This window comes from Methylobacterium sp. WL18 (genome assembly GCF_008040015.1).
GTDB classification, from domain to species: domain Bacteria; phylum Pseudomonadota; class Alphaproteobacteria; order Rhizobiales; family Beijerinckiaceae; genus Methylobacterium; species Methylobacterium mesophilicum.
Window position 1 is genome coordinate 1 of record NZ_VRVD01000007.1, and the last position, 24,798, is coordinate 24,798.

At 66.1% G+C, this 24,798-nt stretch carries 32 protein-coding genes; 18 read left to right on the forward strand and 14 right to left on the reverse strand.

The window, feature by feature from the left end:
* The 8 genes from FV228_RS32845 to FV228_RS01475 all read left to right on the forward strand — a co-directional run.
* Nucleotides 1-210, forward strand: a 210-nt coding sequence (locus FV228_RS32845) for a hypothetical protein (RefSeq protein WP_187277591.1), incomplete at its 5' end; no start/stop codon positions are given.
* 129 nt (nucleotides 211-339) lie between these two features.
* Nucleotides 340-621, forward strand: coding sequence for a hypothetical protein (locus tag FV228_RS01445; RefSeq protein WP_147852966.1), 282 nt, complete (start codon nucleotides 340-342; stop codon nucleotides 619-621).
* 57 nt (nucleotides 622-678) lie between these two features.
* Entirely contained in the window at nucleotides 679-3,069 is a 2,391-nt protein-coding gene (locus tag FV228_RS01450; RefSeq protein WP_147852967.1) for a hypothetical protein, read from the forward strand.
* 87 nt (nucleotides 3,070-3,156) lie between these two features.
* Entirely contained in the window at nucleotides 3,157-3,576 is a 420-nt protein-coding gene (locus FV228_RS01455; protein ID WP_147852968.1) for a hypothetical protein, read from the forward strand.
* Between the two features lie 264 nt (nucleotides 3,577-3,840).
* Entirely contained in the window at nucleotides 3,841-5,610 is a 1,770-nt protein-coding gene (locus tag FV228_RS01460; protein ID WP_147852969.1) for a Hint domain-containing protein, read from the forward strand.
* Nucleotides 5,611-5,655: 45 nt separating this feature from the next.
* The gene (locus FV228_RS01465) at nucleotides 5,656-7,173 is read left to right on the forward strand and encodes a glycosyltransferase family 4 protein (protein WP_246693790.1); all 1,518 of its coding nucleotides are present in this window, start codon (nucleotides 5,656-5,658) and stop codon (nucleotides 7,171-7,173) included.
* A 613-nt stretch (nucleotides 7,174-7,786) separates the two neighbouring features.
* A complete protein-coding gene (locus FV228_RS01470; RefSeq protein WP_147852971.1) occupies nucleotides 7,787-8,605 on the forward strand; it encodes a helix-turn-helix domain-containing protein in 819 nt (272 codons plus the stop codon).
* Nucleotides 8,606-9,442: 837 nt separating this feature from the next.
* Nucleotides 9,443-9,943: a hypothetical protein gene (locus FV228_RS01475; RefSeq protein ID WP_147852972.1), complete on the forward strand. Its 501-nt coding sequence runs from the start codon at nucleotides 9,443-9,445 to the stop codon at nucleotides 9,941-9,943.
* 32 nt (nucleotides 9,944-9,975) lie between these two features.
* On the opposite strand, the gene FV228_RS01480 is transcribed toward FV228_RS01475, so the two are convergent.
* On the reverse strand, nucleotides 9,976-10,302 hold the full coding sequence (locus FV228_RS01480) for a hypothetical protein (protein ID WP_147852973.1): 327 nt from the start codon (nucleotides 10,300-10,302) through the stop codon (nucleotides 9,976-9,978).
* Nucleotides 10,303-10,393: 91 nt separating this feature from the next.
* Between FV228_RS01480 and FV228_RS01485 the strand changes: the two genes are divergently transcribed.
* On the forward strand, nucleotides 10,394-10,765 hold the full coding sequence (locus tag FV228_RS01485) for a hypothetical protein (RefSeq protein WP_147852974.1): 372 nt from the start codon (nucleotides 10,394-10,396) through the stop codon (nucleotides 10,763-10,765).
* A 126-nt stretch (nucleotides 10,766-10,891) separates the two neighbouring features.
* Here the strand turns inward: FV228_RS01485 and FV228_RS01490 are convergent, their stop codons facing one another.
* Entirely contained in the window at nucleotides 10,892-11,095 is a 204-nt protein-coding gene (locus FV228_RS01490) for a ribbon-helix-helix protein, CopG family (protein WP_147852975.1), read from the reverse strand.
* Between the two features lie 87 nt (nucleotides 11,096-11,182).
* Nucleotides 11,183-11,704 carry a hypothetical protein gene (locus FV228_RS01495; RefSeq protein ID WP_147852976.1) on the reverse strand — a complete coding sequence of 174 codons (522 nt, stop codon included), beginning with the start codon at nucleotides 11,702-11,704 and terminating at the stop codon, nucleotides 11,183-11,185.
* Between the two features lie 161 nt (nucleotides 11,705-11,865).
* Here FV228_RS01495 and FV228_RS01500 point away from each other — a divergent pair, with 161 nt between their 5' ends.
* The 6 genes from FV228_RS01500 (at nucleotide 11,866) to FV228_RS01525 (ending at nucleotide 16,224) form a co-directional block, all read left to right on the forward strand.
* Entirely contained in the window at nucleotides 11,866-12,066 is a 201-nt protein-coding gene (locus tag FV228_RS01500; protein ID WP_187277592.1) for a hypothetical protein, read from the forward strand.
* Nucleotides 12,067-12,353: 287 nt separating this feature from the next.
* Entirely contained in the window at nucleotides 12,354-12,578 is a 225-nt protein-coding gene (locus FV228_RS01505; RefSeq protein WP_147852977.1) for a hypothetical protein, read from the forward strand.
* Entirely contained in the window at nucleotides 12,575-12,853 is a 279-nt protein-coding gene (locus FV228_RS01510; protein ID WP_147852978.1) for a hypothetical protein, read from the forward strand. Before FV228_RS01505 ends, FV228_RS01510 begins: the two co-directional genes overlap by 4 nt.
* A gap of 1 nt (nucleotide 12,854) precedes the next feature.
* On the forward strand, nucleotides 12,855-13,115 hold the full coding sequence (locus FV228_RS01515) for a hypothetical protein (protein WP_147852979.1): 261 nt from the start codon (nucleotides 12,855-12,857) through the stop codon (nucleotides 13,113-13,115).
* Complete coding sequence (locus FV228_RS01520) at nucleotides 13,112-13,573, forward strand: hypothetical protein (protein WP_147852980.1); 462 nt, start codon at nucleotides 13,112-13,114, stop codon at nucleotides 13,571-13,573. Before FV228_RS01515 ends, FV228_RS01520 begins: the two co-directional genes overlap by 4 nt.
* Nucleotides 13,570-16,224 carry a PriCT-2 domain-containing protein gene (locus FV228_RS01525; protein ID WP_147852981.1) on the forward strand — a complete coding sequence of 885 codons (2,655 nt, stop codon included), beginning with the start codon at nucleotides 13,570-13,572 and terminating at the stop codon, nucleotides 16,222-16,224. Before FV228_RS01520 ends, FV228_RS01525 begins: the two co-directional genes overlap by 4 nt.
* 273 nt (nucleotides 16,225-16,497) lie before the next feature.
* On the opposite strand, the gene FV228_RS01530 is transcribed toward FV228_RS01525, so the two are convergent.
* The 5 genes from FV228_RS01530 to FV228_RS01550 form a co-directional block, all read right to left on the reverse strand.
* Nucleotides 16,498-16,719, reverse strand: a complete 222-nt coding sequence (locus FV228_RS01530; RefSeq protein WP_147852982.1) for a hypothetical protein — start codon at nucleotides 16,717-16,719, stop codon at nucleotides 16,498-16,500.
* A gap of 203 nt (nucleotides 16,720-16,922) precedes the next feature.
* On the reverse strand, nucleotides 16,923-17,297 hold the full coding sequence (locus FV228_RS01535; RefSeq protein ID WP_147852983.1) for a hypothetical protein: 375 nt from the start codon (nucleotides 17,295-17,297) through the stop codon (nucleotides 16,923-16,925).
* Nucleotides 17,298-17,848: 551 nt separating this feature from the next.
* Nucleotides 17,849-18,091 carry a hypothetical protein gene (locus FV228_RS01540; protein ID WP_147852984.1) on the reverse strand — a complete coding sequence of 81 codons (243 nt, stop codon included), beginning with the start codon at nucleotides 18,089-18,091 and terminating at the stop codon, nucleotides 17,849-17,851.
* Nucleotides 18,092-18,120: 29 nt separating this feature from the next.
* Nucleotides 18,121-18,429: a hypothetical protein gene (locus FV228_RS01545; RefSeq protein WP_246693791.1), complete on the reverse strand. Its 309-nt coding sequence runs from the start codon at nucleotides 18,427-18,429 to the stop codon at nucleotides 18,121-18,123.
* A gap of 11 nt (nucleotides 18,430-18,440) precedes the next feature.
* Nucleotides 18,441-18,704: a hypothetical protein gene (locus tag FV228_RS01550; RefSeq protein ID WP_147852986.1), complete on the reverse strand. Its 264-nt coding sequence runs from the start codon at nucleotides 18,702-18,704 to the stop codon at nucleotides 18,441-18,443.
* 15 nt (nucleotides 18,705-18,719) lie between these two features.
* Between FV228_RS01550 and FV228_RS01555 the strand changes: the two genes are divergently transcribed.
* The 3 genes from FV228_RS01555 (at nucleotide 18,720) to FV228_RS01570 (ending at nucleotide 20,973) form a co-directional block, all read left to right on the forward strand.
* A complete protein-coding gene (locus FV228_RS01555) occupies nucleotides 18,720-19,139 on the forward strand; it encodes a DUF5681 domain-containing protein (protein ID WP_147852987.1) in 420 nt (139 codons plus the stop codon).
* Between the two features lie 178 nt (nucleotides 19,140-19,317).
* On the forward strand, nucleotides 19,318-19,581 hold the full coding sequence (locus FV228_RS01565) for a hypothetical protein (RefSeq protein ID WP_147852989.1): 264 nt from the start codon (nucleotides 19,318-19,320) through the stop codon (nucleotides 19,579-19,581).
* A gap of 870 nt (nucleotides 19,582-20,451) precedes the next feature.
* A complete protein-coding gene (locus FV228_RS01570) occupies nucleotides 20,452-20,973 on the forward strand; it encodes a MucR family transcriptional regulator (RefSeq protein WP_147852990.1) in 522 nt (173 codons plus the stop codon).
* 207 nt (nucleotides 20,974-21,180) lie between these two features.
* Here the strand turns inward: FV228_RS01570 and FV228_RS01575 are convergent, their stop codons facing one another.
* From FV228_RS01575 to parA, 6 genes are all read right to left on the reverse strand, one after another.
* Complete coding sequence (locus tag FV228_RS01575) at nucleotides 21,181-21,528, reverse strand: hypothetical protein (RefSeq protein WP_147852991.1); 348 nt, start codon at nucleotides 21,526-21,528, stop codon at nucleotides 21,181-21,183.
* A gap of 30 nt (nucleotides 21,529-21,558) precedes the next feature.
* Complete coding sequence (locus FV228_RS01580) at nucleotides 21,559-22,536, reverse strand: site-specific integrase (RefSeq protein WP_246693792.1); 978 nt, start codon at nucleotides 22,534-22,536, stop codon at nucleotides 21,559-21,561.
* A gap of 1 nt (nucleotide 22,537) precedes the next feature.
* On the reverse strand, nucleotides 22,538-23,092 hold the full coding sequence (locus FV228_RS33965) for a hypothetical protein (RefSeq protein ID WP_246693793.1): 555 nt from the start codon (nucleotides 23,090-23,092) through the stop codon (nucleotides 22,538-22,540).
* Between the two features lie 211 nt (nucleotides 23,093-23,303).
* Nucleotides 23,304-23,612, reverse strand: a complete 309-nt coding sequence (locus tag FV228_RS01595; RefSeq protein WP_147852993.1) for a hypothetical protein — start codon at nucleotides 23,610-23,612, stop codon at nucleotides 23,304-23,306.
* Nucleotides 23,612-23,923 (reverse strand): ribbon-helix-helix domain-containing protein, encoded by a 312-nt coding sequence (locus FV228_RS01600; protein ID WP_147852994.1) that lies wholly within the window; start codon nucleotides 23,921-23,923, stop codon nucleotides 23,612-23,614. Before FV228_RS01600 ends, FV228_RS01595 begins: the two co-directional genes overlap by 1 nt.
* Nucleotides 23,920-24,582, reverse strand: coding sequence for a ParA family partition ATPase (gene parA, locus FV228_RS01605; protein ID WP_147852995.1), 663 nt, complete (start codon nucleotides 24,580-24,582; stop codon nucleotides 23,920-23,922). Before parA ends, FV228_RS01600 begins: the two co-directional genes overlap by 4 nt.
* Between the last annotated feature and the right edge of the window lie 216 nt (nucleotides 24,583-24,798).

Below are 24,798 nucleotides of genomic sequence, written 5' to 3' on the forward strand. Positions count from 1 at the left end.
AAAGCCCGCATCGACATGACGGTGCGCACCACCCGCCGCCCGCTGTTCGCCGCTGGCCAGTTCGACCGCGGCGCCATCATGTCTGCCGCCGCTTCCGCCGCCCGCGCCCATCAGGAGCGGTACGGCTGCACCTGGGCCGAGGCCATGTCCGTCTGCCTCACCGCCGCGTGGCGTGCCGCCAAGATGGGCCGCCACATGGCTGCTCACTGATAGCATGAGTCTAGAAGCCGTTTTCGGGCCGCTGGGCGCCTAAAAGACGAGACCGCCCAGACACTTGGGTGACTGAGTCGACCTTCCCCTTTCTGGCCGCCGCCACGAGCCCCACCAGGAGCGCGAACGATGTCCTATGCCCGGATCCCGAACTTCAGCCAGCCCGTCCCAGTGCGCAGCACTAGCGCCCGGACAGGTCGCCGTCAGGTCCCGCTTGATCGCCGCTACCGCAACCTGCCCGACGAGACCCAGCCCGGCACGATCGAGGCCTGGGAGGCCGTCGCCCCGGTTCGCCCCGACACCGCGCACACCCGTTCCCTGCGCTTCCTCGACACCGCCGGCGAGCTGCTGGCCGCGGCCTTCATCATCGGCGGCGGCATGGTGCTGACCGGCCTCGCCACCCTGCTCTGACCCAGCCCGCAACCCGAGCGGGCCGGTCGCCCGCGTACCTCACCCGAGGATCCCGCGATGTCCCTCCGAGCTTCCCTGAAGAACCTGATCCGCCGCGATGCCGAGCGCCCGAGCCTTCGGGAGCGCGCCGCCGACCTGCAGGCCGATCTCTCGCGCGTCGCACGGCAGCCGGTTGAGCCTGCCGCCCCTGCCGCAGATCCTGCGCCCGACTTCGCCGACCAGGTGGCCCAGGCTGGCCCCGACCACGACGTGCTGGCCGGCGGCGGCATCGACCACCGCGACGGCACGGTCTCCTACGCCGACGCCTCCGGGAAGGTCTCGCGCCGCCCGATGGCACACTGGATCGGCTTCAACGCCCTGCAGATGCACAACCGGGTGCGGGGCGAGATCGGGCGCCGACGCGTCTTTGAGGCCAACCGCCTCCCCGGCGATGAGCATGAGGCCTGGGAAGCCCGGATCCGGCGCGAACTGCGCAGCGACGCCGTCCACGCCCTCGCATTCCGGCATGGTCGCGCCTTCGAGGCCGCCCAGGCGATCCGCACTGGCGTCGAGCCCGCGACGCAGGCCCTGCGCGAGCAGGCCGACGCCGAGCTGCTGGCGCTCGCTCCGGTCTGGGAGGGGGCGGTCGACTTCTACCAGCGGCTGTCGGACGAGGAGAGCCTGATCGGCGAGACCGCCAGCGAGGACAGCTGGCCGGGCCCCGCGCCGGATGGTGCTGGACCTGAGTGGCGCGCTTGGTTTCAGCAGAAGGAGGACTGGCGCGAGCGGTCCGGCGTAGCATCCGCCGAGGAAGCCGCCGGCGAGGCCGGGACCGCTCTCCATAAGATCGAGATCCAGATCGCCGAACTGCCGGCCGCCTCTCTGGCGGGGCTGAAGCTCAAGGCCCGCGTCGGCCAGCGCAGCGACGACATCGGCGTGGAGTGGCCCGAAGGCCTGAGTGAAGGCCTCGCCCGGGACCTGCTCGCGTTCGGCGCCGACGGCTTGGCGAACGAGAACTCGGCCGGCGACGCCTTGCTGCTGCAGCTCGGCCGCCAGTTTGAGGCAGCCCGAAAGCGTGAGACCGCGGCGTGCGACGCCTGCAACGTGGCGCAGGAGGAGGCCAACCGGCATATGCTCGAGCGCCCGGCGGCGCTCCTGTTCCGTGCGTCCGACCACCCGTTGCGCCTGGGCAAGTTCCTCACCCACCCGGACCACCTCGAAGGCACGAAGGTCACGGCCGACGACATCGCCTGGATGAAGCGCAAGCCCTACGTCCGGGAGGTGCGCCGCCCCGTGCGCCCCGAGGATAGCCTACCGGCGGACGCGCACACGGTCGTCGAGACCTACCCCTGGCCGGAGGCGCAGGAGCGGGCGGACGAGATCGTGACCGCCTGGGAGGCGTGGCGGGCGGAGCGGAACCGGGTCCAAGACGAGTACGTCACACCCGCGCTCGACGATGCCGCCAACCAGGCCGGAGAACAGGCGACGGATCTCGCGCTGCGCATCGCCGCACTGCCTGCGCACACCGTGGCTGGGTTCCGGGTGAAGCTCAGAGCGCTGGCCTGCTACAACCCGAGCTTCTTCTACCTCAACCCGCCGGAGCTGCCCGACGCGGATCAGGCCCTATCGCATTCGCTCTGGCGAGACGTCCGGGACGAGGCGGCGCTGGCCATCGAGCCCATCATGACGCCCGCCCCAGCGGCTGAGCCCTCGACCGTGTTCGTGACGATCGCCGACGGCGCCCGGTCTGCTGCTGACGACGCTCTGTCCGACAACCGGGTCTCGGCCGATCTGCGGAAGGCTGTCGAGGCGCACCGGGACGCGACCCTCGCCATGCTGTTGGAGACCGACGAGAGCAACGAGGCGTCGAACGCCCGCTGCGGTGCTGTCGAGCAGACCGGCGTCGCCCTGCGCGCCGTCCCGGCCCGGTCCCTCGCCGACGTGCGGTGCAAGCTGACGCTCCTGCTGCCCGAGATCCTGCCGGACGTGAACGGCAGCGTCCCGACCGCCTTCCTGGAGAACATTCGCGAGGACGTGGATCGGCTGGCGCAGCAGCCTGAGGCCGCCCCGCGTATCGGCACCAACCTCGTCGACCAGATCGACTTCGCATCCGCCACGCTGGAGGATCTGCGGGCGCTCTACGACCTCGCGGGGACGGTCGGCGACGTGGCCTATGCCATGGCCTGGACAGGGGCGGCGCACGCCAACGACTGGTCGAGGCAGAGCCACCCCGGCGACCACCACAACGCCGCGGGCAAGCTGATGCAGTGGCTCGGCGAGGCTCTGGCCGACGTGGCGGATGCGACCCGCAAAGAGGTTCATCGGCGCCGGCCCGATACGCCCAGCGACCGCGAGACCCGGCTGACGATCCTGTCGCGTCCCGTCATCCAGAACGGCGACCCTGACGAGACCGAGGCCTTTGCCCGGGATCTCGCCGCCCACGTCGAGGCCGAGCGGGCGGGGCGCTGACAAGCGCTCCTCTTCCTTCCGTAGCCGTTCGTACCGCCCCGGCCGGATCCCGCCGGGCTCCCCCATCACACCCTGAGACCTGACATCATGGGCGACGTGCTCACCTTCACCCCGCGCCCGAAACCGGCCGCTCCCGAGACCCTGGAGCCGATGACCGGTGGCGGCCTTCGCGCCAGCCTGGAAGAGGCGGCCCAGGTCGCCCTCGACGCCGCGGACCGCATCATCGCCGTGCTGGATCGCATGGATGGCGACACGGACCTGGAGGATGGCGCCGACGCCGAACCGTCCCTGGCCGCGCCTGAGAACCATACCGGCAGTCAGGTGGTCTGGATGCGCGGTAACGACGCCGACCGCGAGACCGAGGCGCCTGAGGTCGTGCTGCCGGAGATGGCGGTTGAGACCACCCCGGCCGTGATCCAGGTGGAGCCCATGCGCTGGGGTGGGCGAGGGAACTTCATTGCGGCCGTCGGAGTGGCGCTGCTCGACATAGTCGCCAGGCAGGGCTGACACGCTGCGGCAGCTACGCGATGGGGCGGCCTCCTAAATACCAGTTCAGGTAAAATTAGACTACGCACTCCTGGAAAATATCATGTCCCATGGCTGTCACATCAAAACTACATAGTCTTGAGGAATGACACCGAAGACTGATTTTAGGGCGCTCAGACAAGTTTCAGCCGGCTCGACGGCTCGACGAAAATCGAGATTTCAGGCAGCTCCATAGGGAGACATAATGGGCTTGCGGCCCGATCCCTCGGACGAGACGAGCAAAAAATGGCTTCCGGTTCTGCCCCCGTCGAACAGCAGATCTTTAACTTTTATCTAACCGGGACTCCAGGCGCGACGGCAGCGACAGTGACCGGCACGCCGACATCGGCTGTGTATTATGAGGCGGACAGTTCGGGTGTCGGGGCGAACGGGACCACAACCGGGTTCCTCGCCCTAGACGACGGTTTCGACGGCCTGTCTACCACCGTCCCCAACGGCCTGGCCGCATCCCGCATCGTTGAAGCGACGCACGCTTACAACGGGACACAAAGCGTCGGGTCGACCTCGGCCATTACCCAACCGCTCACGGACGCCGGCGTGCCCAACGCCGTGCGGGTGATCGACACTTTCACCAACACCACCAACGCACCCATCACCGGTACGGTCATTTATCGCAATAACCTTGGGTCCGATAGCAGGACACACTACGACGCCCAGGGCAGCGGCAGCCGCTACCTCGTTTCTAACCAGTCGAACAATGGTGCCAGCCCGACCGATCCAACCGTCACCGGTGTGTTCGGCAACACTGGCGCGGTGGCCAACCCAGTGCTGACTTTCGCCAACGGAAACACCGATGAAGTCTCAAGCTACACCATCACGGTGCCGCCCGGCCAGACGGTGAGGCTCGTTACCTTCGCCGTCGTCACTGGCGACGTGAATAGGCAGGGCAGCGGCGCCGACGCCAACAACGACGGCGTTCCTGATGAGGTCGTTGGTGACATAGCGCGCGGCCGCAGCATCGCCGAGAGCCTCACCAACGGCGGCAATCCGATCCCGACGAACTCGCCGTTCTTCGCAGGCATCAGCCAGGAAGACCGGGCGACGATCGCTAATTTCCGGTTTGCGTCTCCGACGCCTCCGGCCAACAACGCCCCGTGCTACTGCACCGGCACCCAGATCCTAACCGACCGTGGCGAGGTTGCCGTCGAGGCTCTGGCGATTGGCGATGTGGTTGTGACCGCCTCCGGCGCACATCGCCCCATCCGCTGGATCGGCAACCGCAGCTACATCGGCCGCTTCGCCAACACGAACCCGGCCGTCCTGCCGGTCTGCGTGAAGGCCGGGGCGCTCGCCGACGGCGTGCCGAACCGCGACCTGTGGGTCTCGCCTGATCACGCGCTGTACCTGGACGGCGTGCTGGTCCCGGCCGAGCACCTCGTCAACGGCGCCACCATCGTGAAGGCCGAGCGCGTCGAGAGCCTCACCTACTGGCACATCGAGCTCGATAGCCACGATGTGCTGCTGGCCGAAGGTGCTCCGGCCGAGAGCTTCGTCGACGATGGGGGCCGAGCGATCTTCCACAACGCCGCCAGCTACCGCGCCCTGTACCCGCATCAGCCGGCATGGCCGGTCGCGGCGGTCTACTGCGCCGAGCGGGTCAAGGACGGCTATGCCCTGGAGGCCGTGCGCCGTCGCCTCGCCCTGCGCGCTGGCCTGCCGGTGGCACCTGCTCGGGTGTTCGGCGAGCTGCTCGGCCACCTCGACCTGTGCGACGGCCTGCGTATCTCGGGCTGGGCCCAGGATCTCGCGCACCCGGATGGTCCGGTTTGCCTCGATATCGTCGTGGACGGCGCTGTGGTCGCCATGGCCTGCGCAGAGACCTACCGGGCTGACCTCGAGGCTGCCGGCATCGGCGACGGCTGCCACGCCTTCGATCTGGAGCTGCCGCAGCCGCTCGCGCTCGAGGCCGCTCACACGGTCGAGGTCCGCCGCTCGGCCGACGGTGCGGTGCTCGGCACGCTGCGGATCGAGGCTGCGATCGCCATCGCTGCCTGATCCATGGCGCTACGCGGGCACGTCGATTGGCTGTCCCGCCGGCAGATGATCGGTTGGGCGCAGGACACCACTGCGCCCGACACCCCCGTCAGCCTGTTCGTCTCGGTCGATGGCCGGGTGGTAGGCCGCTGCCTCGCTGATCGACCCCGCGACGACCTCGTGCGCGAGGGTATCGGCCACGGCCGACACGGCTTCGACTTCGCCTTCCCCGACGGCGTGCTGCCGGCGCTGGCCCGCTGCACGGTAGCAGTCCGCCGTGAGGGTGACGGAGCGATGCTGCCCAGCTCGCCCCGGGCCCTCGATCCGATCACCGCGTTCGACCAAGATCTGCAGGCGCGGCTGGTACACGCACTAGCTGAGCCGGTCGACGACGCTGAGGCGGACCAACGCCTCGCCTTCCTCATGGATCAGGCTCAGCTGCTACGCCGGACCCGCGCCGAGCGGCACGGATCGCTGGCCGCCAGCCAGAACCAGCCTCGCGCCCTCGTCGTCGACACCGTGATGCCGGACGCAGGTCGCGATGCGGGCTCGAACGCAATCCTATCGCACATGCGCTCGCTGCAGCGGCTCGGGTACGCCGTGACCTTCGTGCCTGCCGACCTCTGGGCCGACGGCGCTGCCCTAGAAGCCGAGGGCATCACCTGCTGCCTGCACCCTTGGTACGCCACGGTCGAGGAGGTGCTACGCCGGAACGCTGGCGCCTTCGCGCTGGTGTACCTGCACCGGGTCGATACCGCCGGTCGCTACAGCCAGCTCGTGCGCGACACGCAGCGGGGCGCGCGCCTGGTCTACAGCGTCGCCGACCTGCACCATCTACGCACCGCCCGACAGGCTGAAATCGAGGGTCGGGCCGATCTCGGTGCCTATGCCAAGCACCTGCGCTTCCTGGAACTGACAGCAGCACAGGCCGCAGATGCGGTGATCACGCACTCGACCCACGAGGCAGCGCTGCTGCGTCGGCATGTCCCGGCGGAGCGGGTGCACGTCGTGCCCTGGGCGGTGGCGTCACGCCCGACCACGGTGCCGTTCGCGGATCGACGGGGGCTGGCCTTCATCGGCGGCTACGGGCACCGGCCGAACGTCGATGCGGCGCGGTACCTGATCGAGGCCGTCATGCCCGCTGTATCGACCGAGCCAGCGATCCCGTGCCTACTCGTCGGCAGCGGGATGCCCGAGAGCCTGCAGGCACTCGCAGCATCACGACCGGGCGTCGAGGCGCTCGGACAGATGCCTGACCTCGCGACTGTCTTCGACCGGGTACGGCTGACTGTCGCGCCGCTCGCCTACGGTGCAGGGGTGAAGGGCAAGGTGCTCGACAGCCTCGCGGCGGGGGTACCGTGCGTGTGTACGCCGGCAGCGGCTGAGGGGCTGAATTTGCCCGAGCCGCTCGCGGGGCTGGTGGCTGACACGCCTGCGGGTTTGGCGCGATCGATCGTGGCGCTGCACAGCGACGAGGAACTGAACCGAGCCTGCAGTAAGGCCGGGCTGGCCTATGTAGCTGAGCGGTTCAGCGAGGGGCGGGTGGACGCGCTGCTGCGGGCGGCATCTGGTCTGCCCGCATGAGCAGCTTGCCCAAAGTGCTGAAGCCGATCTTTTGGTAGATGCAGGATGCGGCACCCTTCCGAGATCACCCGCGTCATGATCCGGCTATTCCGGCATCTCACGCGGCGAAGTCCTGTTACGAACGTGGCCCGAACAGAGGACATCGACACATTCGTGCGCACCGCGCTCACGCCGGTGTCTGAGGCCCATCCGCCCACGACCGTGAATGGCGACCCGCTGCGGTCCATTTACACCGAGGTCGAGCGCGATCTGCGGGACGCGGGGTACCTGCGCTAATGCGGCACCGGGCTGGATGCCGAAAGATCACTGCGGGCGCCCCTCAACGTTGACTTAACCGTGCCGCCCGGCCGACATGGGCTGTTCCGGCCGGACCCGCCCTGGCGAGTCGAGAGCCGGCAATTCAGGAGACCGCAGCCGCGAGATAGACCCTGAAAAGCCAACAGCCCCTTCCCGGCAAGGAAGAGGCTGCTGAAAAACCGAGGGCCTGGTGGGGCCGGTCTTGAATACCCCCCACAAGCCATGAGACCCCCCGGGGTGTCAAGACGGAACTCGTTTCCGTCAACGGGAAGGCTTTGCCTGGACCCTAGCCGCGGCCCGTGAGGGACCGGGTTCGATGAACTATGCCGATGAGATCCGCCGACAGGCGGAGGGAGCTACGCGCGCCGCATTGCCCACCATCACGGCTGCGCTCTGGCGCGCCTACAGCGACGGAAAGATCACGGAAGCCGAGGCTGAGTCGCTGTCTGGGCTGATCGAGGCACGCACGGACGCGCCCGCAGCTCGTCGGCCGCTGACTGAGGCCCTTACCAACCGGCATACCCCTCAGGATCGTCAGAGCAGTCCCAGGAGGCCCGGCGTTGGCTCGCGGCCACGCACGGACGCCTCGATGGAGCGCCGCCGCCGCTGGGCCGCCTCTGGCCGCATGCCGCAGGCTATCGTCGCCCGGTTCACTTTGGCCGAGCAGGCCGTGCTCTCCCTCGTGGCTGCCGAGGTGGCGCGCCGGAAGGACTGTCGGCTGTCGATCGAGAACATGGCCGCTGTCACCGGCGTGTGCCGCTCGACCGTGAAGAACGCGATCCGCGAGGCAGCGCGGCTTGGCCTCCTGACCGTCGAGGAGCGCCAGATCACCGGCTTCCGCAACGACACGAACGTGCTCCGCATCGTCTCGCCGGAGTGGCTGTCGTGGCTACGGCTGACCCGGAAGGGGAATACCGCCTGGCCTACCCCTGCCCAAGGGAAGGGTCATCACGGCCCCACCTTCCAAGGGGGAGGGGTCAAAAGCGTGACCAGCACGCCTACTGAAGTTCCAAATCTGGGAAAAACGAGGCTAGCAGAACCGAAAAAGGGCTGCCGACAAGCGGCTGTCGACCTCGACCGATCAGGCCGGACGAGAATTCTCGCGGGTGGTGGAACGGGCCGAGCCATGCGGTGAGGGTCTGCGCGTGTTCTGTAGGGCGGACGGCGCAGACGCCTTGGTCGTATCCGGTCCCCTGTTACTGCGTAGGCAAACCAGCTTTGATCCGGGCGACCTGCATTGCGGCCAATCCAGGTGGCGTCCTGCGCTTCTGCAGGTTCTCACTGTTGAGCTGCAGCTCGGCCGCGTTCATCACACCGGCCAGCGATGCGGGCTTAGTTTATCAAGCAGAACGTGTTGTAGGAGTCTGCACCGCCGATCATTTTCTCGCTCGGACACGCCACGTGATGTCGATGAACGTGCCGTACTTCCGGCAGGGCCACCGCTTCCATCGGTGCTGGGCCCACTGCTAACGCGGCATCCGCATTTGCCGTTTGTATTGGCGCCGCACTGATCGGCGAAGGTGCAACTGCCGTTTGTGGGATTACGCCACGCAAAGTGCTTTTCCCAGTATAGCTTAGATTATTATCCAAGCGGCTGTCCGGCGCAGTCCTGTAATGTGCTTGGACTACAGTGCCGTTGCTTTTTGTATAGCTCCTGACCACACCTAGGCCGCTGCCAATTCGAAAGCCTCGGGCTTCAGTTGCTGCTGTTCCGCCCAGGATAAGCAGGCCGGATACCGCTGCCAACACAAGGCGTCGCATGATCAAACCCTCAATTGTGGGGAGAGCATAGCCGCTGGCTTTGGACAGATCGTGACGATGCCTGTTTGATTTGCAATGACAGTTGTAAATATTCTTTAATCCTATTGGACTCCCGAGCCGCATAAATAAAAATCGATAAAATTTGATCAAATCCGCGTCCTGATCAGTCAGTTGCGTAAGCCAGTATCTTTCCCGATGTAGCAGGTGGATTATGGCAAACGCATCTCAAAATAAGTTGCTCTTGTGGATGCTCCCCGTCGCGTTCTTTACGGGTGCAATCATCTCCCAAGGGCCGACGCCCTCGCCCCCTGCGAAAGCCGCCGTGCGAGAGGTGCCCAATGCAATGATGCAGATCCCCGTTGAGCGGCCACTATCAGACGATGCGGTCTTAGCGCGATTTTGTGAGCGTCACGGCGCCTCCACTGAGACGGCGTGCATGGATTTGATCCGGACGCAGGTAGATATAATCGCGGCTCATTATCAAGTGCGCACAGATAACATCATCAACGTTCCGCCCTATTGCGTGGAACGCGGCATGATTACGTCAGAAGAGCTGTTCGTACATTTCAAAGATCATGTTCATGAGCACGCATCACATTTAGGCGGTGCAAGCCTGCGGAACCTCACGCTCGACATGCTCACCGCCACTTACCCTTGTCCTCGCGGGCCGAAAGGGTTTGAGGAAGTCACCATGTCGCGCCGGCGTGGCTGAGCATCAGTGATGCCCGCGCAGCACGGCCAGACCTACGATCCGCGAACCTGGCCGCGCACTCCGGCATTCCGCAGCATCCCGTAGAACTTCTCGGGGGTGAACATCTGCCTCGCCTGCTGCAGCGAGATCGGCCGGCCGCCCGGCGCCTCGCCCCCGGCCATCCCGCCGGCCTTCTGCTGCCCCTGTTTCTGCTGGCCGCCGGCGATGCTCTTCAAGGCGTTGCCGATCTGCGCGTAGGGGTTGGCTTCCTGCTGCTGCGCGGCAGGGTCGGCCGAGAACCCGGTTGGCGGGGGAGCAACCGCAAGCGGCTGGGCCGACAGCGAGGCGACGCCGGCCGTCGGGGAGGCCTGCCCCGGCACGGTTTCCCCCTGGCCGAGCAGTCCGGCGGCGCGGGCGGCAGGTTGCGGATCGGGAGGTGATGGACGTCGCCCATCTCAGGCGGCCGTCGGCATGGCGACGCTCACGTTGCCGCCAGAGACGGCGATTAGCGAGCGCGCTACATCGGTGGTGCGAACCGAACCGATGGAGCTGAGAATGGATGACGAAACTCTGCGGAACACTGCAGCAATGGTCATGGCACAAGGGGCGCTCATTGAGCATCTCCTCGCCGTGCAGATGCACGACTTGCCGAGAGATCAAGCCGAAGAATACGCCATGCAGCTGGCCGCAACGCTTGACGTACTTGGCCCATCCATGAAGCTTCCCGATAAGGAAGCCGAGCTTTTTGCAGACTTAACGGTGCGGGCCGGAGTGCATCTTCGAGCTTCTGCGATCCGAGCATTCGCGATCGCGAAGGGTCAGAGACAGGATGAAAGGGCGTGAGATCACGCTGGCGCTTGATTAGCGCCAGCAAATCATCGGCACGATCCGCCTGTCGAGCTACCACGGCTGCTACAACCTGCTTGTCAATCCGCCGATCTAGGGGGGCGAGAACGCGAGCGATCATGATCAGGCTGCCAAGGACAGAATGACGGCCAGGGCGACAGGTGTGGGGGAGCAGGGCGGATCCTTTGGCGCGACGATGGCCCCCAGCGCCTGCCTCACCCACTCGCTGGCCGAAGCGCCCTCCCGCCGGGCTGCGGCGTCGATCGCGCGGCGCAGATCCGCATCTGTGCGGATCGTGATCGTTGCATCAAAGTTGAGCGGGCGCATGTGCGGCCTCCGTTGCTACTGAACAAAGTAGCGGAGACTCGCAGATACGTAAGACGTTAAATAAAAACGATACGTGTTTTGGGCGGTTTAGACTGTCTGCCTACTTTTTTTTTGGGATCGCGCCGACTTTTCATCAGACGGGAGGCCGAAAGCGGTTTCGGCCAATGCAATCGCTGTGTTGGCCGCAACTTCGTTCGGAAGGCCCTTAATCAGATTGCGGGTGGTCTCGGCCAAAGCCGAACCAAGTGCAATTATGTTCGCAGCTTGATCCTGTCTTATCTTCTCAGGTGCGCCGGAGATACTGTTCCCATCCTCTGACCGCATTATGCCCATTACGCTATGGGCAGACGCTTGAGCGGCAAGAAGTGTATCAACGCTTGAATACCATTTGCGGCCCGTAATTGTTTCAATACTGCTCCACGAAATTGCAATCGCAGCTGCAGCAACAAGGGTGCGCTCGTCTTCGAGAATATCAAGAAGCTCTTCCTTGAACCTCGTAGACCTTTCCAACCGACGCTCAATCTCATTGCCCAACGTGCGGCCAGCATCGGTCGCGGCAGCGTCAAGGCGGTCGCGCAGCTCAGGGGTGATCTTCGTGCTGACCGGCACGCGCCGAGGCTTCCCGGTCGCGGTCCGTGGAGAGCGCTTAGCCATTTTACGTCCAGTCCGTCCGGTTAGAGCAGCCAGTGGATTACCAAACTTGCACGGGCCGTGTCCAGCATGTATCTAAGACGTAGGACATCCATTGGCTGACCTACGGAGGCGCACAGATGACGGTTCGGGATGAGGTAGCCGCGGGCATGCCGGCTAAGGCCAGCCACCTCGCCAAGGCGATGGGGGTCTCTGTGTCGCTCGTCTACGACATGATTTCCCGAGGCGAGATCGAGGCGAAGCGGATCGGCCAGCGCCGGCTGGTGATCCCCAACCGTGTCGCCCGGAAGCTCCTCGACATGGACGAGCTTGCTGCCTGACCCCGCTCTCAGCGGGGCGCTCCCCCGCTGGCCGGATCCATCCGCGCCGTGCCGGCCGGCGCACTCTTCAGGATCAACAGACCTATGAACGGAAGAACCCGCGCGTCGCGGGTGGCAACGGCGGGCTCTCGGAATGTCGTCTTGGCGGTCGACACCGAAGTATCTGCCCCAGCTACCCTAAATTTTCAAGCCGCAACCCTCGCAAGACGCTTCGGGTTGAGCCCGAGCGTCGCCGCTGTGAAGGCTGAGCACTGCTACGGCGTGCCGGAAAGCTGGCGGGGTGCGCGATGAGGGCGCCCGCCATCTCCCCCACGGCCGCCCTCGTGTTCGACGCGGTCGCCGAGGCCGCCAGCCTAGCTGAGGCCTACGCCCGGAATGCGGTCGAGTTCGCCCTAATCAGGGACGCGCGTGGCGCGGCCTACTCGCTGAACTGCGCGGCCAAGGCACTCGCGTCCGCCGCCTCGACCGCCCAGGCGCTCCGGCCCGCTCCCCAAAACGAGGGGGCGGTATGAGCAGCACCCGTATCTTCACCCCCGCCCCGGGCGCGCTCGCGTGCTTCAACTGCACGGCGTGGCGCCCCTGGGGAGACATGGGCGTCAGCTACGAGATGCCCGGCGGCCGCACGGTGGTAGGCCGGCGGCCGTCTGGGCAGTGCCGAGCCGGCGTCCCGACGATCGATCCCGACGCGATCGGGTCCGAGAACGCGACGTGGCCAGTGGTCAGCGCCAGCGACTGGTGCCGCCAGTTCGAGCCCGCCCGATCCGGCGAGCGCGGGGAGGCGGCCTAACATGCATCGCCTCATCAAACCTACACGCAAGACCAAGGCCTGCGCCTGGTGCCAACACTTCGCCCAGAACAGCACGGCCTACGTCTACGGCGGCCGCGGGGTCCTCGGCGCGATCGGCGAGCAGCCCCGCGGCGACTGCCGCGCCAAGCCTCCGCGCCGGGACAAGAAAACCGGCGACGCCCTGTGGCCCGACGTTCTGGGCAACGACTGGTGCTCGGCGTTCGCCCGCCCCGAAACCCTGAAGCGCGGGGAGGCGGCATGAGCAAAATCGTCGCCTTCCCTAGCCCGCTCTCGACCCGGAAGACCCCTATCGCCGTCGAGGTGATTGTAGCCCCGCAGGTCGACATGTGGGTGGCGTGGCTGCGCCTCCCGACCGGGTATTTCACAGCCCTAGAGCGCACACTCGACGAGCACCACGCCATGTCGGACGCCCGCGCCTACGCCAAGCGGTACGGCATCCCCGTGACGTGGCGGAACACGCCGTTGGCCATCGGCTTGGCCGAGCCGATCCCGAACCGCCCCTGCGAAATCAGCATCTGGCCAGACCCCGAGGGCGGCGGCTGCTGGCGGATCGACCACACGTCCGCCTCCGGCGATTGTGGCGCACTCGTCGGAACCGCCTTCTCGCTCGACGAGGCCGTGCAGATCGCCCGCGATGCCGCGGTGCGCCTCGGGACGACCTTCGAAGATCCTTCTCATCATTTCGGAGGTGCAGCATGACGGCGCACGCCTTTCCGTCCGAGACCGACCTGCGCCTCGCCCTGCGTGAGAACGGCTACCACCCGGTGCCGGTCTCCAGCCCGAGCATGAACATCGCGTCGGCCGGCAAGCGCCCGGTGATGCCGGCGTGGGAGCGCAAATGCCTTGACGCGTCCCCGGATGACATCAGGCAATGGGGCGTCCGCTACCCGGACAGCACCAACACCGGCCTGTTGTGCGGCCGACTGGCAGGCGTCGATATCGATGTGCGGGCACCAGAACTGGCCGCGTCGATCGCCGCACGAGCCAGCGACATGCTCGGCCCCACGCCGCTAGTCCGGATTGGTCGTGAACCGAAACTACTACTCGGTTATCGGCTCGCGATCCCCGCCAAAAAGATACAGACCCCGGCCCTGTTCTTCACCGACGACCCGAAGGAAAAGGATACCAAGGTTGAGGTGCTGCTGAGCGGTCAGCACTTCGTTAGCTTCGGCATCCACCCCGAGACGGCCGCACCCTACCGCTGGCCAGACGCCTCGCCGCTCACCGTCCCATTCGCCGACCTACCCGAGATAACCGAGGACGATCTGCACGACTTTGTGGCCGAGGCCGAGGAGTTGTTGCGGAAGGCTGGCGCGGCCACACGGCGCGAGCGCAAGCAGAAAGGTCAGACCCAGGCGAGGCAGGAGACCAAGGGTCGGAAGGTCGGTGGTTTCGGCCTGCACGAGAAGCCCGACCGCGAGACCGTCGCCGACGCGCTTCGCAGCATCCCGAACGACTTCGACTATGACGGTTGGATCCGCATCGGGTACGCGCTCTATCACGGGCTCGGCGAGGGCGGGCGCGACCTCTGGGAGAGCTGGTCCGCCACGTCTCCCAAGGATGACGCGGCGCACACAGCGGGAAAGTATTCGGCTTTCGCGCAGGGGCGCAGTGTCACCATCGCAACCCTGTTCTGGCACGCCGCCGAGAACGGGTGGAAGCGCCCTGGCGCCGGCCGGTCAGGTGCCCCGAAAAAAGACCGGACCGAGCGCCGCGCCAGCGCTGACCCGGAGGCTGCCCCGAGCGAGGAGGATGACGGTCGGCCGATCGTGCGGCTCGTCAACGGCAAGGTGCCCGAGGCGGTCGACCGCATGGAGGCGCTGCTTCTGGAGGCCGGTGTCCAGATCTACTCCCGCGCCGGTGCCCTCGTGCGGCCCGTCATCGACGAGGTGCCGGCCGCCAAGGGCCGCATGACCACAGTGGCGCGAATGAGCCCGCTGGTGGCCGTCAGCCTCGCCGACATGGTCGCCCGCATCATGCGGGTGCAGAAGTTCGACTGGCGCGCCGAGGAATGGCTCGACGTCAACCCGCCGGCCGAGATGACCCTGACGCTGCTCGCCCGCGAGGGGCAATGGCGCGTCCCGCCGGTTGCCGGCATCATCACCACACCGACGCTGCGCCCGGACGGGTCCCTGCTCACGGCGGCCGGCTACGATCCCGCGACACGGCTCTACCTCGCGCACGATCCCGGCTTCACCATGCCGGACCTGATGGAGCGTCCGGACCGCAACGAAGCGATCTCGGCCCTCGCTTTCATCGAGGCGCTGCTGGTCGGGTTTCCGTTCGTCGGCCCGGTGGACCGCGCCGTAGCCCTGTCCGGTATCTTGACGGCGCTGGTGCGCGGCGTGCTGCCAACGGCGCCGCTCCACGCTATCCGGGCCCACAGCCCAGGTACCGGCAAGAGCTTCCTGGTCGACCTCGCGGCTGTCATCGCTACCGGCCGGCGCTGCCCGGTGATCGCGGCCGGCAAGACCGAGGAGGAGACCGAGAAGCGCCTCGGTGCGCTGCTGCGCGACGCGGTGCCGGTGGTGTCGATCGATAACGTCAACGGCGAGTTGGGCGGCGACATGCTCTGCCAGCTTACCGAGCGCCCCCTGGTCCGGGTCCGGATCCTCGGCAAGTCCGAGGCGCCCGAACTGGAATGCCGCTCGACCACCTTCGCCACCGGCAACAACCTCGTGCTCGCCGGCGACATGACCCGCCGCGCTGTGCTCTGCTCGCTCGACGCGGAGATGGACCGCCCCGAACTGCGGGACTTCAGCTTCAACCCCCTCGACCGGGTGATGGCGAACCGTGGAGCCTATGTCGCCGCCGCACTCACCGTGATCCGCGCCTACCAGATCGCCGGCTCGCCGACCGTCTGTGGTGCGCTCGGAAGCTACGAGGACTGGTCCGCCATGGTGCGCTCGCCGCTCGTCTGGCTCGGCCATGACGATCCGGTCGTGAGCATGGAGACTGCCCGCGAGGAGGATCCGGAGCTGTCCGCGATCCGCGAACTGTTCGAGCACTGGCGCGAGCACCTGACCCTCTCGGAGGGCTACACGACGAACGCCATCACCAAGACTGCCTGCGCCAAAGCGCCGACCAGCAACTTCGATTTCAACACGCAGGGGTTCCTCCTGCCTGAATTTCGAGACCTGCTGCTGCGCCAAGCTGGGGAAGGCGGCGTCGTCAACAGCCGCCGCCTAGGGCGATGGTTCTCCCGCATCAAAGGGCGCGTGCTCGACGGCCACCGGATCGAGATGCGGGAGGACGGCAAACACGGAAACCGTTTCTCGCTCTGCCGCGTCAGCGCCACCCCGGCTTATGCCTCGCCCGGCCGGCCGGCTTCTGTTGCGTCAGAATTCTGATGCGCTCGCTGGAGCCGATGGGGGTTTTGAGGGTTTTGGGGGTTTTTTTCATCCCAACGCGAAGAACTGTCAGAGAGATACGGTCACCCATACCCGCATCCGTGGAAGCGCACGCACGTGCGTGCGTACATGACAGTTTGCGTGTAGCGGCCAAAACAAACCCTCATAACCCTCAAAACCCCCAATGCCGGCGGGCTGGGGGTGACCGATGATCCCCGCCGCCGACACTTGGGGGCCGTTCAGCCCCAACCTCGACCCGGCCGAGCGCAGCGCTCACTTGGATGCGCTCCGTCCAATCTGCCGTACGACGAGGGCGGCGAGCACATACCAGACGCCGGGGTGCAGGACCGTCGCGATGTTTTGGACGAGGAGATCACCCGGCCCCGCGGGAAGGCTCATGACCGCGGTCACGATCAGCCAGAGGCCGAACGCACCCAGAGCGGAGGCGGCTGCCAAGGCAGCAATGCCAATGAATTCAAGCAGCTCCATAGCCATGGGTGTGAACGGCCTTCGTGTCTTGGCGCAACGCTCTTCATCGGCTCCCGCCGCCACCGACCGCCGCCAGATCCTCGTGAGCTACGCCGCCCTTGCCCGCGCAGCCTGAAGGACCCAGCATGCCCAGCATGCCCAGCAAGCCCGCCCCCGACCGCATGCCCCATCCTGGCGTGCACCTCGGCCGAGCGTCGTGCCGCCGAGCGTCAAAGGCCGACGCTGGCCGCACCTGCCTCAGCGGCCTGTTGGACAGTTGCACCCTTCCTCAGAGCTGTCGCTATCGCCGCCGATGCGGTGTCGACAGCGGCAGCGCGATCCTCGCCGTGATCGTAGGTGCTGTTTGCGCCCGAGCTCAGCCGCGCTTGGTAGTTATCCGGAAAGCTCTTATCCATGCGCGTTTTCAGGAGCTTGGTGGCGGCGCGGTAATCGGCATCGAAGTTCCTGGACCGAGCCGCAGTCGGGCCCTGATAAACTTCCGCTTTTCCCCCTTCGATCATCGAGCGGTTCCTTCGCTCATTACCGCCGCTGCCGCCGCCGAGAAGCTGAATTATTCTGGAGATCAGCCGAGCGAGCGTATCCATCTTGGTCTCCTGATGAAGCAGCGGCGAACGCACCATTTCGGAGAGAACAAGACATCTCAGCCGCCTTTGGACTCCGAGGTGCGGCCATGACGGCCGCCCGGCGGCAAGGCGCCTGTCCAATCCAAATCAGGCGAAGTGCGTGGGCAAGCTCAGTGCCTGCGCGTAGGTCATCAGTGCGAAAGCGCCGCCGATCAGCGTCGCGGCTATGGTGATGCGGTTTGTCCAGGTCATCGTCGTCTCCATCGGGTTCGCGACTGTCGTCGCGGTGTGATCCCGATGTATGCCCAAGCTTTCAGGCCCGACGTGCTCTGGAACACCAGCGCCGTAAGAGGTCGGTAGGTTTTCTGCTGAGAGGATACGGGTGGCTCACTCGCGCACGCGCGAGTACGAAACCTCGGCATTGAGCTCACATAGGCGGTAAGCCCGGAGGGCTACAATCCGCCGGCGCCCGGATGTGCGTCGATCCGATCGTGACGGTTCACAAGGGCACACGAAAACGGCGGGGCTCACAGCCCGCCGCTTATAGATCGATGATCCAAGCTTGATGCAGATCAATCCTCGTCATCGTCCTCGCGGCGTAGGCGCTCCTCGCGGCGGAGCGGATCGCGCCGCCCGTCGCGGAACTCCTCACGACGGTCCTCACGGCGCATTTCATCTCGGTCGCGCTCGCGCGACGAACGCGGGTCGACCCGCACCCCACCTGGTCCGATATCGATGCTTTGTGCCAAGGCCGGCAGGCTCGGAATGGCAAGCAAGCTGGCCGCGATCAGCGAGCTAGCGAATAAGTGCTTCATGGCGCGGTTCTCCGGGGGGGTAAGGGCTCTCACCTACGGTTCGTGAGGCTGAAGAGCGCGAAACCCGCCAATGCCGCGAGGCCTAAAGCAAGGGGCTGATTGGCTTGAACGAAGTCGGCCGCTTGCTCTCCAGCTTGCCGGAGATCGTTGCCCAAAGGCGACCCCTTCAGGATGCGCTCGGCCCGGTCGCGGTTCTCTTCCCGGGTATTGATCGAGACCTCGAACACATCGCCATTCCGATCGATCTCGATGCTGTTGCGGGCAAACCCTGCCCGGGCGAGGCGATCGCGCGCTGATCGAGCGGCCTTGAGGGATGGGAGCGTGACCGACGCTAACATACTGTCCGACATCATTTCCTCCGAAGGGCGGATCGAAACTCATCGGGGTCGATCTCGTTCCTCGTGACGCTAACCGCTCCGTGGCCATCGAGGTTCGGGACGATGCGAGCCGAGTTCACCATCAGGCTGCCGTTGCCGCCCTGAAGGTTCTCGACAAGGGTGCCCACGACCACTTGAGGGTCGACCTGGAAGCCCTGTCGTGAAAACTCATAGCCTGTGCTATCTATCTTCACCGGTCTGGCTGTTTCTTCCCTGTTGTTTACAGCCACGCCCACCGCTGAGATCCGACCATGCCGGGTGACGGAAAACCATTCGTAGAAGGCCAGTCCGGCAACCCCGCCGGTCGCCCCCGCGGCTCTCGCAACCGCTCCACGCTGGCTCTGGAAGCCATCTTTGAGGGTGAGGCCGAGGCTCTGTCCCGCCGCGCGATCGAGATGGCGCTCGACGGTGACGGACCCGCGATGAAGCTATGCCTCGACCGGCTGCTGTCCCCGCGCCGGGACCGTTCGATCACCTTCGACCTGCCGGTGATCGAGACTGCGGCTGACCTACCCCGTGCGACCGCCGCACTTCTGCAGGCCGTGTCGTCCGGCGAGATCACGCCGTCCGAGGCTGCCGACGTCGGCAAGGCCGTATCCGCCCACATCGAGGCGATCACGGCCGCTGATTTGCACCACCGCCTCGCTGCACTGGAGGGACAGAGCGCATGAGGATCCGAGAGATAGAGACCCGCCTCGCTCGGCTGGAGAAACGGACTCCGGGGTTCCTGCCAGGGCCGGAGCGGTACACCGACGAGGAGTTGGACGCCCTGATTGACTGGCTCAGACAACCGACCCCGGTGGCCGAGGACTGGGCGGCTGCCCTGCTGCGCCGAGAGGGGATGATCCAATGAGGATCAAGGAGATCGAGGCGAAGATCGCCAAGCTGGAGGCCAGCCCCCGGTTCAGCGGTCTGGCGCGGCTGTCCGACATCGAACTCGACCGGCAGATCGTGGCCGGCCTTAACGAGATGGCGTCCGAGTGGCCGTCGTTCGGCGCCATGGTCACGAACCTGCGCGGGTCGCCTATGCCCGCCGACAAGGAACTCGCCGACGGGATCGAGACGTTCATCACCCACTGGCAGGCGCAGCAGCGGCAGAAGGTGGTGCAGTAACTACACGGCTCCGTAATAAGCCTGAAATTCGCCCCGCTGGCGGCGTTCCTTGCTCTACCCGTGATCCACAGCCGCCGCAGCCCCGTGCCAGTCCTGAGTCATCCTAGGCGATCTAAGGCCACCTATCGGCCCACAACCCAACTCTTCGACCGCGTCCGACCGGGCGTGGCATCGACAGCGCCACCGAAGCCTACCGATGGGATAAGGGGCTATAAGACGATGCGGTCGGGTAGCGGATCGTGGCGGGTCTAGCATCTCGCCGCTCGGGTCGGCGCCAAGCTCCACATCGCGTGATGGCCTGGTCGCGGCGGACGATGATTGCTCTCGTGGTCAGCGCCACCTCAGCGGTCCTTTCGCTGCCCGCTACAGCAACAGGCTCGGTCGACCGCTCCAGACCGGCGGCGTCCCTTGCTGAGCTCTGGCAGGTGCTGAGCGCCTGTGCGCAGGTTAGTGGCGTGCCGGCAGGGGCTGCGGGCTCAGAGGTGACAGTACTGTTCAGCCTGAAGCGGGACGGCAGCCTGCTCGGTCAGCCGCGGATCACGCATTCCCGCCTGACGGGTGTGCCGGACGAGCAGCGAGCGTTCGTTTCAGCGGCGCTGTCGGGGATCGCAAGTTGCCTGCCTGTGCCGGTTACGCCTGGGTTGGGCGGGGCGATCGCTGGTCGACCGTTCCGGCTGCGCATCATGAGCCGGAGGCCGGAGCGCGCGACTTGAGCTGCTCCTTTCGCCCAAACTCCTGCGCCGCCTCGGCCTCGAGTTTAAAGGCAGCGTCCACCGCTAAGAGCCACAGAAAAATATAAAATGATTAGCATTGTATTGATTTTATTCGAGCACCAAGACATTGTGCGATTTCGTTAAGCACAGGTGCACCGTGGACGAAAATTCAGAGACCATCGAGGTTCAGGCCGTCGATTTCATTGAGCTGACAGCAGACATCGTCTCGGCCTATGTGTCGAAGAATTCGGTCCGGCCCGGTGACATGCCGGAGCTGCTTGCCAGCATTCACGGTGCCCTTACCGGACTCACTCAGGGCAGCGCACCTGAGGCCCCGACGGTCGACAAGCCGACCCCTTCCCAGATCCGGAAGTCGATCACCCCCGACGCGCTGATCAGCTTCGTCGACGGCAAGCCGTACAAGACGCTGAAGCGGCACCTCAGCGGCAACGGGATGACGATCGAGCAGTACCGCGAGCGCTACGGCCTGCCGCGCGACTATCCCTCCACGGCCGCCAGCTACTCCGAGCAGCGTTCGGCTCTCGCCCGCTCGCTCGGCCTCGGCCAACAGCGAAAGAAGGCGGCTCCGAAGGTCGCTGAGCCGGCGGAGACCGTCTCCGACAAGCCCAAGCGCGCTGCTGGGCGGCCGCGGAAGGCTAAGGATGGCGCTGAGGCTTAAGGCCGATTGGGATCTGCCCGTTCCGTCCAGCGATCCCCATATCCATACCCATCGCGGCGGTTGAGTGCCCTTACACTCCCGCTTGCGAGCGCGCCGGCCGCCGTGTTCCCCCCGTTCACGCGCGGCCGGTACGTCTCCATTTCGGACGACCGTTATGGCAAGCGGCGGCGTAGGGCAGTCCCGGTCTCCCTAATAGTACTGAGAGTTCTACCCCTGCCGCATCGTCACCGACCCGTCATCAGGGCTGACCGCCTCGACCCGCGGACTGGAAAGACCCATCACACCAGCGGTGTTGTCGAGCGCACGATTGCAAGCAGTAGCCAGAGCCCTGCTGGACCGAGTTGGCATTGCGAGCAGAATTTCACGCAGCAAGCGGGCTATGACGGTCTCCCGCGCCAGGTCATCGAAGCCAGCATCATTGCACTCGCGTTCGACGGCCGAGACGACGTTTTCGGCGATGATGTGCGCCGCACTCTCAAGGGTAGGGTTGTCAAGCATGGCGATACCTCGATGACTGATATCCAGCTCTAATAGAGCACTATTATCAGTTTTCATCCAAGTAATGTCATGCCGGACCGCTGACACTCACAAAAACCCGCTCCCCGAGTGCCCCTTGAAGGCGTTCGCCCGCCGGATGTAGCCGACGACCGTCCGCGGATCCCGGTGCCCGGACTGGTCCATGATCCGAGCGAGGTCTGCCCCGCGCTCGGCCGCCGTCGTGATGTAGCCGGCCCGCAGGGAGTGCGCCCCGAAGGTCGAGGCATCGAGGCCGGCGGCCGTGCAGTACCGTTTGATGATGTCGGCCACCGTCTGGGTCGTCAGCCGGGGCGGCTTTGCGGTCCCCGGATCTGGGGAGCGCACATTCCCCGACCGTGACACCGGCCGGAACACGGGTCCCTCGACGATGCCAGCCGCCTCGAGCCATTCGCGCACCAGCGCCACCGGCCGGATGAACCGCCCGTGCGGGATGGCCTTCTCCAGGCCCCTACCCTCCTGATCCGTTTTCGACCGGCGCACCCGGACCCGAAGGCCTTCCGGATCCTCGACCAGGTCGGCGACGTCGAGAGCGACGAGTTCGGACCGGCGGAAGGCCCCTGCGAAGCCCAGCGCTAGCAGCGCCCGATCGCGCTTGCCGGTCAGGGTGTCGGGCGTGCGCATCAGCATCGCGGCCAGGATCTCGGCCGTGGCAGCCGCTTTCTGGGTCGGCGCCACGCCCACCTTGCGCCGGGCGCCCCTCATGGCTGCACGCACACCCTCGTCCTCTGTGGGGTCAGGCAGGCCTGCCAGCTTGTGGGCATGCCGTATTGCCGCCATGCGGCGCCCGAGTGTCGAAGCGGCGCGCCCCTCCTCTGCCTCGGACACGATGAAAGCGGCCACGGCCTCCGGGCTCGCCGGCAGGGAGCGGAAGCCGAACCGAGCACACCAGTCCTGAAACACCCGGGCGTCCGAGGTGTAAGCCCGCACGGTCGCGTCGGCCTTGCTGGCCCGCTGGTAGGCGCGAACGATCGCCGCCGCTTCTGCGGGAAGGCTCGCCAGCAACTCGGGCGCTTCGACGGGCAGCATGTCAGGCATCGTTCTCGGGCGCGAACACCTCGCCCTCCTCTGCCAAGCGCGCGTTGTCCTCGTCGGCTCGCAGATCACTCAAGGCGCGGTGCTCGGAGAGCAGCCGTCGCATCGTCCGATCGGCGTCCGAGCAGTCGGCCGGCTCTGGCGAGGTCGGGTCGCAGCCCTCAATCGTCTCGGTGGTCTGCTGATCGACCGCGGTGCGGTCCTCTCGACTGAGCTCCACTAGATTTCCCAGGCCCAGATCGCGCGCGACATGCGCGGCGATCTCTTCACGCTTGGCGTGCAGCGCCAGAATGCGGGCTTCCGCTGGGTCTGCTGCATCCTGGCGACCAACCTCTCGAGCGAGGGCAAGCCGCCAACCGCGTGGGAGCGACGCACCACGCAGGCGCATCCGATCCGTGACGCTGGCCAGGACGAGCTGCCAGTGCTCTGGGCTCACCTCCGCAAGGGACTTGCTGAGGCCGAGGTTGCGAGCGGCGAGTTCGGCCGTCTCTTTCCATTCCGGCGAAAGCGCGAGCGTCTCCGTAGGTATAATGATGGGCGCATCAGGCATGGCGGGCCACCTCCCGGTTGAACGTGGGCGATACTAATCCGACCCGGCACACGGTCGCCATCTGACGCGCATCACAGCCTGTCGAAAACTTTCGAGAAACACACTTATCGAAAGTTACGCCAGGTGCCGGCTTGCGGCAAGGCCGGCGAGCCGGATTGCAGGCCTGCCCACAAGCAGACAACAGGGCTTGTGGGTGTGAGGGCTTTACCGGCTATCGGCGCAGGCGACCGATCATCCAGCGTGCTGCTTTGATGCTGTCTCGGGCCGCCTCGATCACCAGCGCAATCAAGAGCCGGGTCAGTGGCGAAGCGGGGAGCCACAGAACGAGGCAGATGCCGGCGGCCCAATAGGTCACGTTGTCGGCTGTCTCTTCAGCCATCCATCCGAAGCGCCAGGCGAACTGCATTGATAGCGCGACGGCAGGAAACCAGACGAACGGCCCTGTAACTATCGCGAGGCGCAGCCACCTGGCGTCATGGTCAAGGACGATTGCCCCGGCCCGTGAGAGCCGGCGGCCCATCACGCGATCCGCGACAGGCCGCGTGCCGCGAACACGGCGTTCAGCCCCTCGGTCAGCAGATCCTGCACCTGGGCATCCTCGTCGGCCGCGATCCGCTTGAGCTGCCGGAACGCCTCTGGCGAAACATAGGCCGTGACCACCCGCTTGCCCGCCCGGGTCGTTGCTTTCGGATAGGCGGCGCGCGGCGTGGGCTCAGCCCCCGGGGGCGCCGCGGGGGAGGGGGCAGCAGATGGCTCGGCCGCTGGCGTTTCGTCCGCCTCGGATGCCGCTGGCGCGGTCTTCGCGCTGAACAGGCTCGGCCGCTTCGTCACGCTTGCCCCCTCGTCTTCTTGCCAGATTGACCGCCTGTGGGCAGGCCAGCTTCCCCACGTGCCCACGCAAACAAGGCTGCGACCTCCTCGGCCGCCTTGCCCTCGGGCTCGTATTCGGATGCGGAGCGCCCGTCGATCACCGCGTAGCTGTAGGCCACCCGCTGGTGGATGACCTGGGGGGCGACCTTGGCGCCCTGCTCCTCTAGGCCACGCCGGGCCTCCTCGACGATGGCACTCCGGGTCGGCGCCGAGGACAGCACCACCCAGGCCGGCTTCTTGGCGATGGTCGCCAGATCCCGCGTAGCCTCGATGGCTTCTAGGTCGAATGCCGCCGGCCGGCAGGGGATCAGGATCAGGTCGGCCGCACGCGCCGCTGCCAATGAGGCGCGATCCGCGTTCGGCGCTGTGTCGATCACGAGGAGATCCGCCCCGTTCGCCCGTGCTGCGTCCACGAGCTGCGGTAGCCGTTCGGCATGGTCGCCGATGACCTCGGGCTCGGCCGCCTGGCGCTTGTCGCCCCACTTCCTGGCCGTGGCCTGCGGGTCGAGGTCCACAAGCGCCGTGCGGAACCCGGCCAGTGTGCCGGCGACCGCGAGATGCACTGCGACCGTCGATTTGCCGACGCCGCCCTTCTGACTGATGACGGCTATGGTCCGCACGTCCGCACTCCTGCTTGTCCGCCGTCCGGCCTGCCATCTTGCGGGCCTGCCCACAGGCGCACGCGCCGACTCGCCTGCCATGGTTTCATCACAGCGAGCGCCTGCTGTCTGTCGCTCCGGTGCCGCTATTGCTGAGGAACATGACCGATTTCTGCAGTCCTGCCCACAAGCAGACAAGCCCACAAATTAGCTTGCCGTCGAGTCGATACGGCCGCA

Bases quoted from the DNA above. Each gene is read 5' to 3' on its own strand.
- FV228_RS01540 (WP_147852984.1), bottom strand. From the start codon at position 18,091: ATGAAGCACTTATTCGCTAGCTCGCTGATCGCGGCCAGCTTGCTTGCC.
- FV228_RS01555 (WP_147852987.1), top strand. From the start codon at position 18,720: ATGCCGGGTGACGGAAAACCATTCGTAGAAGGCCAGTCCGGCAACCCC.
- FV228_RS01545 (WP_246693791.1), bottom strand. From the start codon at position 18,429: ATGTTAGCGTCGGTCACGCTCCCATCCCTCAAGGCCGCTCGATCAGCG.
- FV228_RS01510 (WP_147852978.1), top strand. From the start codon at position 12,575: ATGAGCAGCACCCGTATCTTCACCCCCGCCCCGGGCGCGCTCGCGTGC.
- FV228_RS01505 (WP_147852977.1), top strand. From the start codon at position 12,354: ATGAGGGCGCCCGCCATCTCCCCCACGGCCGCCCTCGTGTTCGACGCG.
- FV228_RS01465 (WP_246693790.1), top strand. From the start codon at position 5,656: ATGATCGGTTGGGCGCAGGACACCACTGCGCCCGACACCCCCGTCAGC.
- FV228_RS01470 (WP_147852971.1), top strand. From the start codon at position 7,787: ATGAACTATGCCGATGAGATCCGCCGACAGGCGGAGGGAGCTACGCGC.
- FV228_RS01515 (WP_147852979.1), top strand. From the start codon at position 12,855: ATGCATCGCCTCATCAAACCTACACGCAAGACCAAGGCCTGCGCCTGG.
- FV228_RS01475 (WP_147852972.1), top strand. From the start codon at position 9,443: ATGGCAAACGCATCTCAAAATAAGTTGCTCTTGTGGATGCTCCCCGTC.
- FV228_RS01580 (WP_246693792.1), bottom strand. From the start codon at position 22,536: ATGCTGCCCGTCGAAGCGCCCGAGTTGCTGGCGAGCCTTCCCGCAGAA.
- FV228_RS01525 (WP_147852981.1), top strand. From the start codon at position 13,570: ATGACGGCGCACGCCTTTCCGTCCGAGACCGACCTGCGCCTCGCCCTG.
- FV228_RS01575 (WP_147852991.1), bottom strand. From the start codon at position 21,528: ATGAAAACTGATAATAGTGCTCTATTAGAGCTGGATATCAGTCATCGA.
- FV228_RS01490 (WP_147852975.1), bottom strand. From the start codon at position 11,095: ATGCGCCCGCTCAACTTTGATGCAACGATCACGATCCGCACAGATGCG.
- FV228_RS01485 (WP_147852974.1), top strand. From the start codon at position 10,394: ATGGCGACGCTCACGTTGCCGCCAGAGACGGCGATTAGCGAGCGCGCT.
- FV228_RS01450 (WP_147852967.1), top strand. From the start codon at position 679: ATGTCCCTCCGAGCTTCCCTGAAGAACCTGATCCGCCGCGATGCCGAG.
- FV228_RS01460 (WP_147852969.1), top strand. From the start codon at position 3,841: ATGGCTTCCGGTTCTGCCCCCGTCGAACAGCAGATCTTTAACTTTTAT.
- FV228_RS01520 (WP_147852980.1), top strand. From the start codon at position 13,112: ATGAGCAAAATCGTCGCCTTCCCTAGCCCGCTCTCGACCCGGAAGACC.
- FV228_RS01595 (WP_147852993.1), bottom strand. From the start codon at position 23,612: ATGGGCCGCCGGCTCTCACGGGCCGGGGCAATCGTCCTTGACCATGAC.
- FV228_RS01530 (WP_147852982.1), bottom strand. From the start codon at position 16,719: ATGGCTATGGAGCTGCTTGAATTCATTGGCATTGCTGCCTTGGCAGCC.
- FV228_RS33965 (WP_246693793.1), bottom strand. From the start codon at position 23,092: ATGCCTGATGCGCCCATCATTATACCTACGGAGACGCTCGCGCTTTCG.
- FV228_RS01445 (WP_147852966.1), top strand. From the start codon at position 340: ATGTCCTATGCCCGGATCCCGAACTTCAGCCAGCCCGTCCCAGTGCGC.
- FV228_RS01565 (WP_147852989.1), top strand. From the start codon at position 19,318: ATGAGGATCAAGGAGATCGAGGCGAAGATCGCCAAGCTGGAGGCCAGC.
- FV228_RS01500 (WP_187277592.1), top strand. From the start codon at position 11,866: ATGACGGTTCGGGATGAGGTAGCCGCGGGCATGCCGGCTAAGGCCAGC.
- FV228_RS01455 (WP_147852968.1), top strand. From the start codon at position 3,157: ATGGGCGACGTGCTCACCTTCACCCCGCGCCCGAAACCGGCCGCTCCC.
- FV228_RS01535 (WP_147852983.1), bottom strand. From the start codon at position 17,297: ATGGATACGCTCGCTCGGCTGATCTCCAGAATAATTCAGCTTCTCGGC.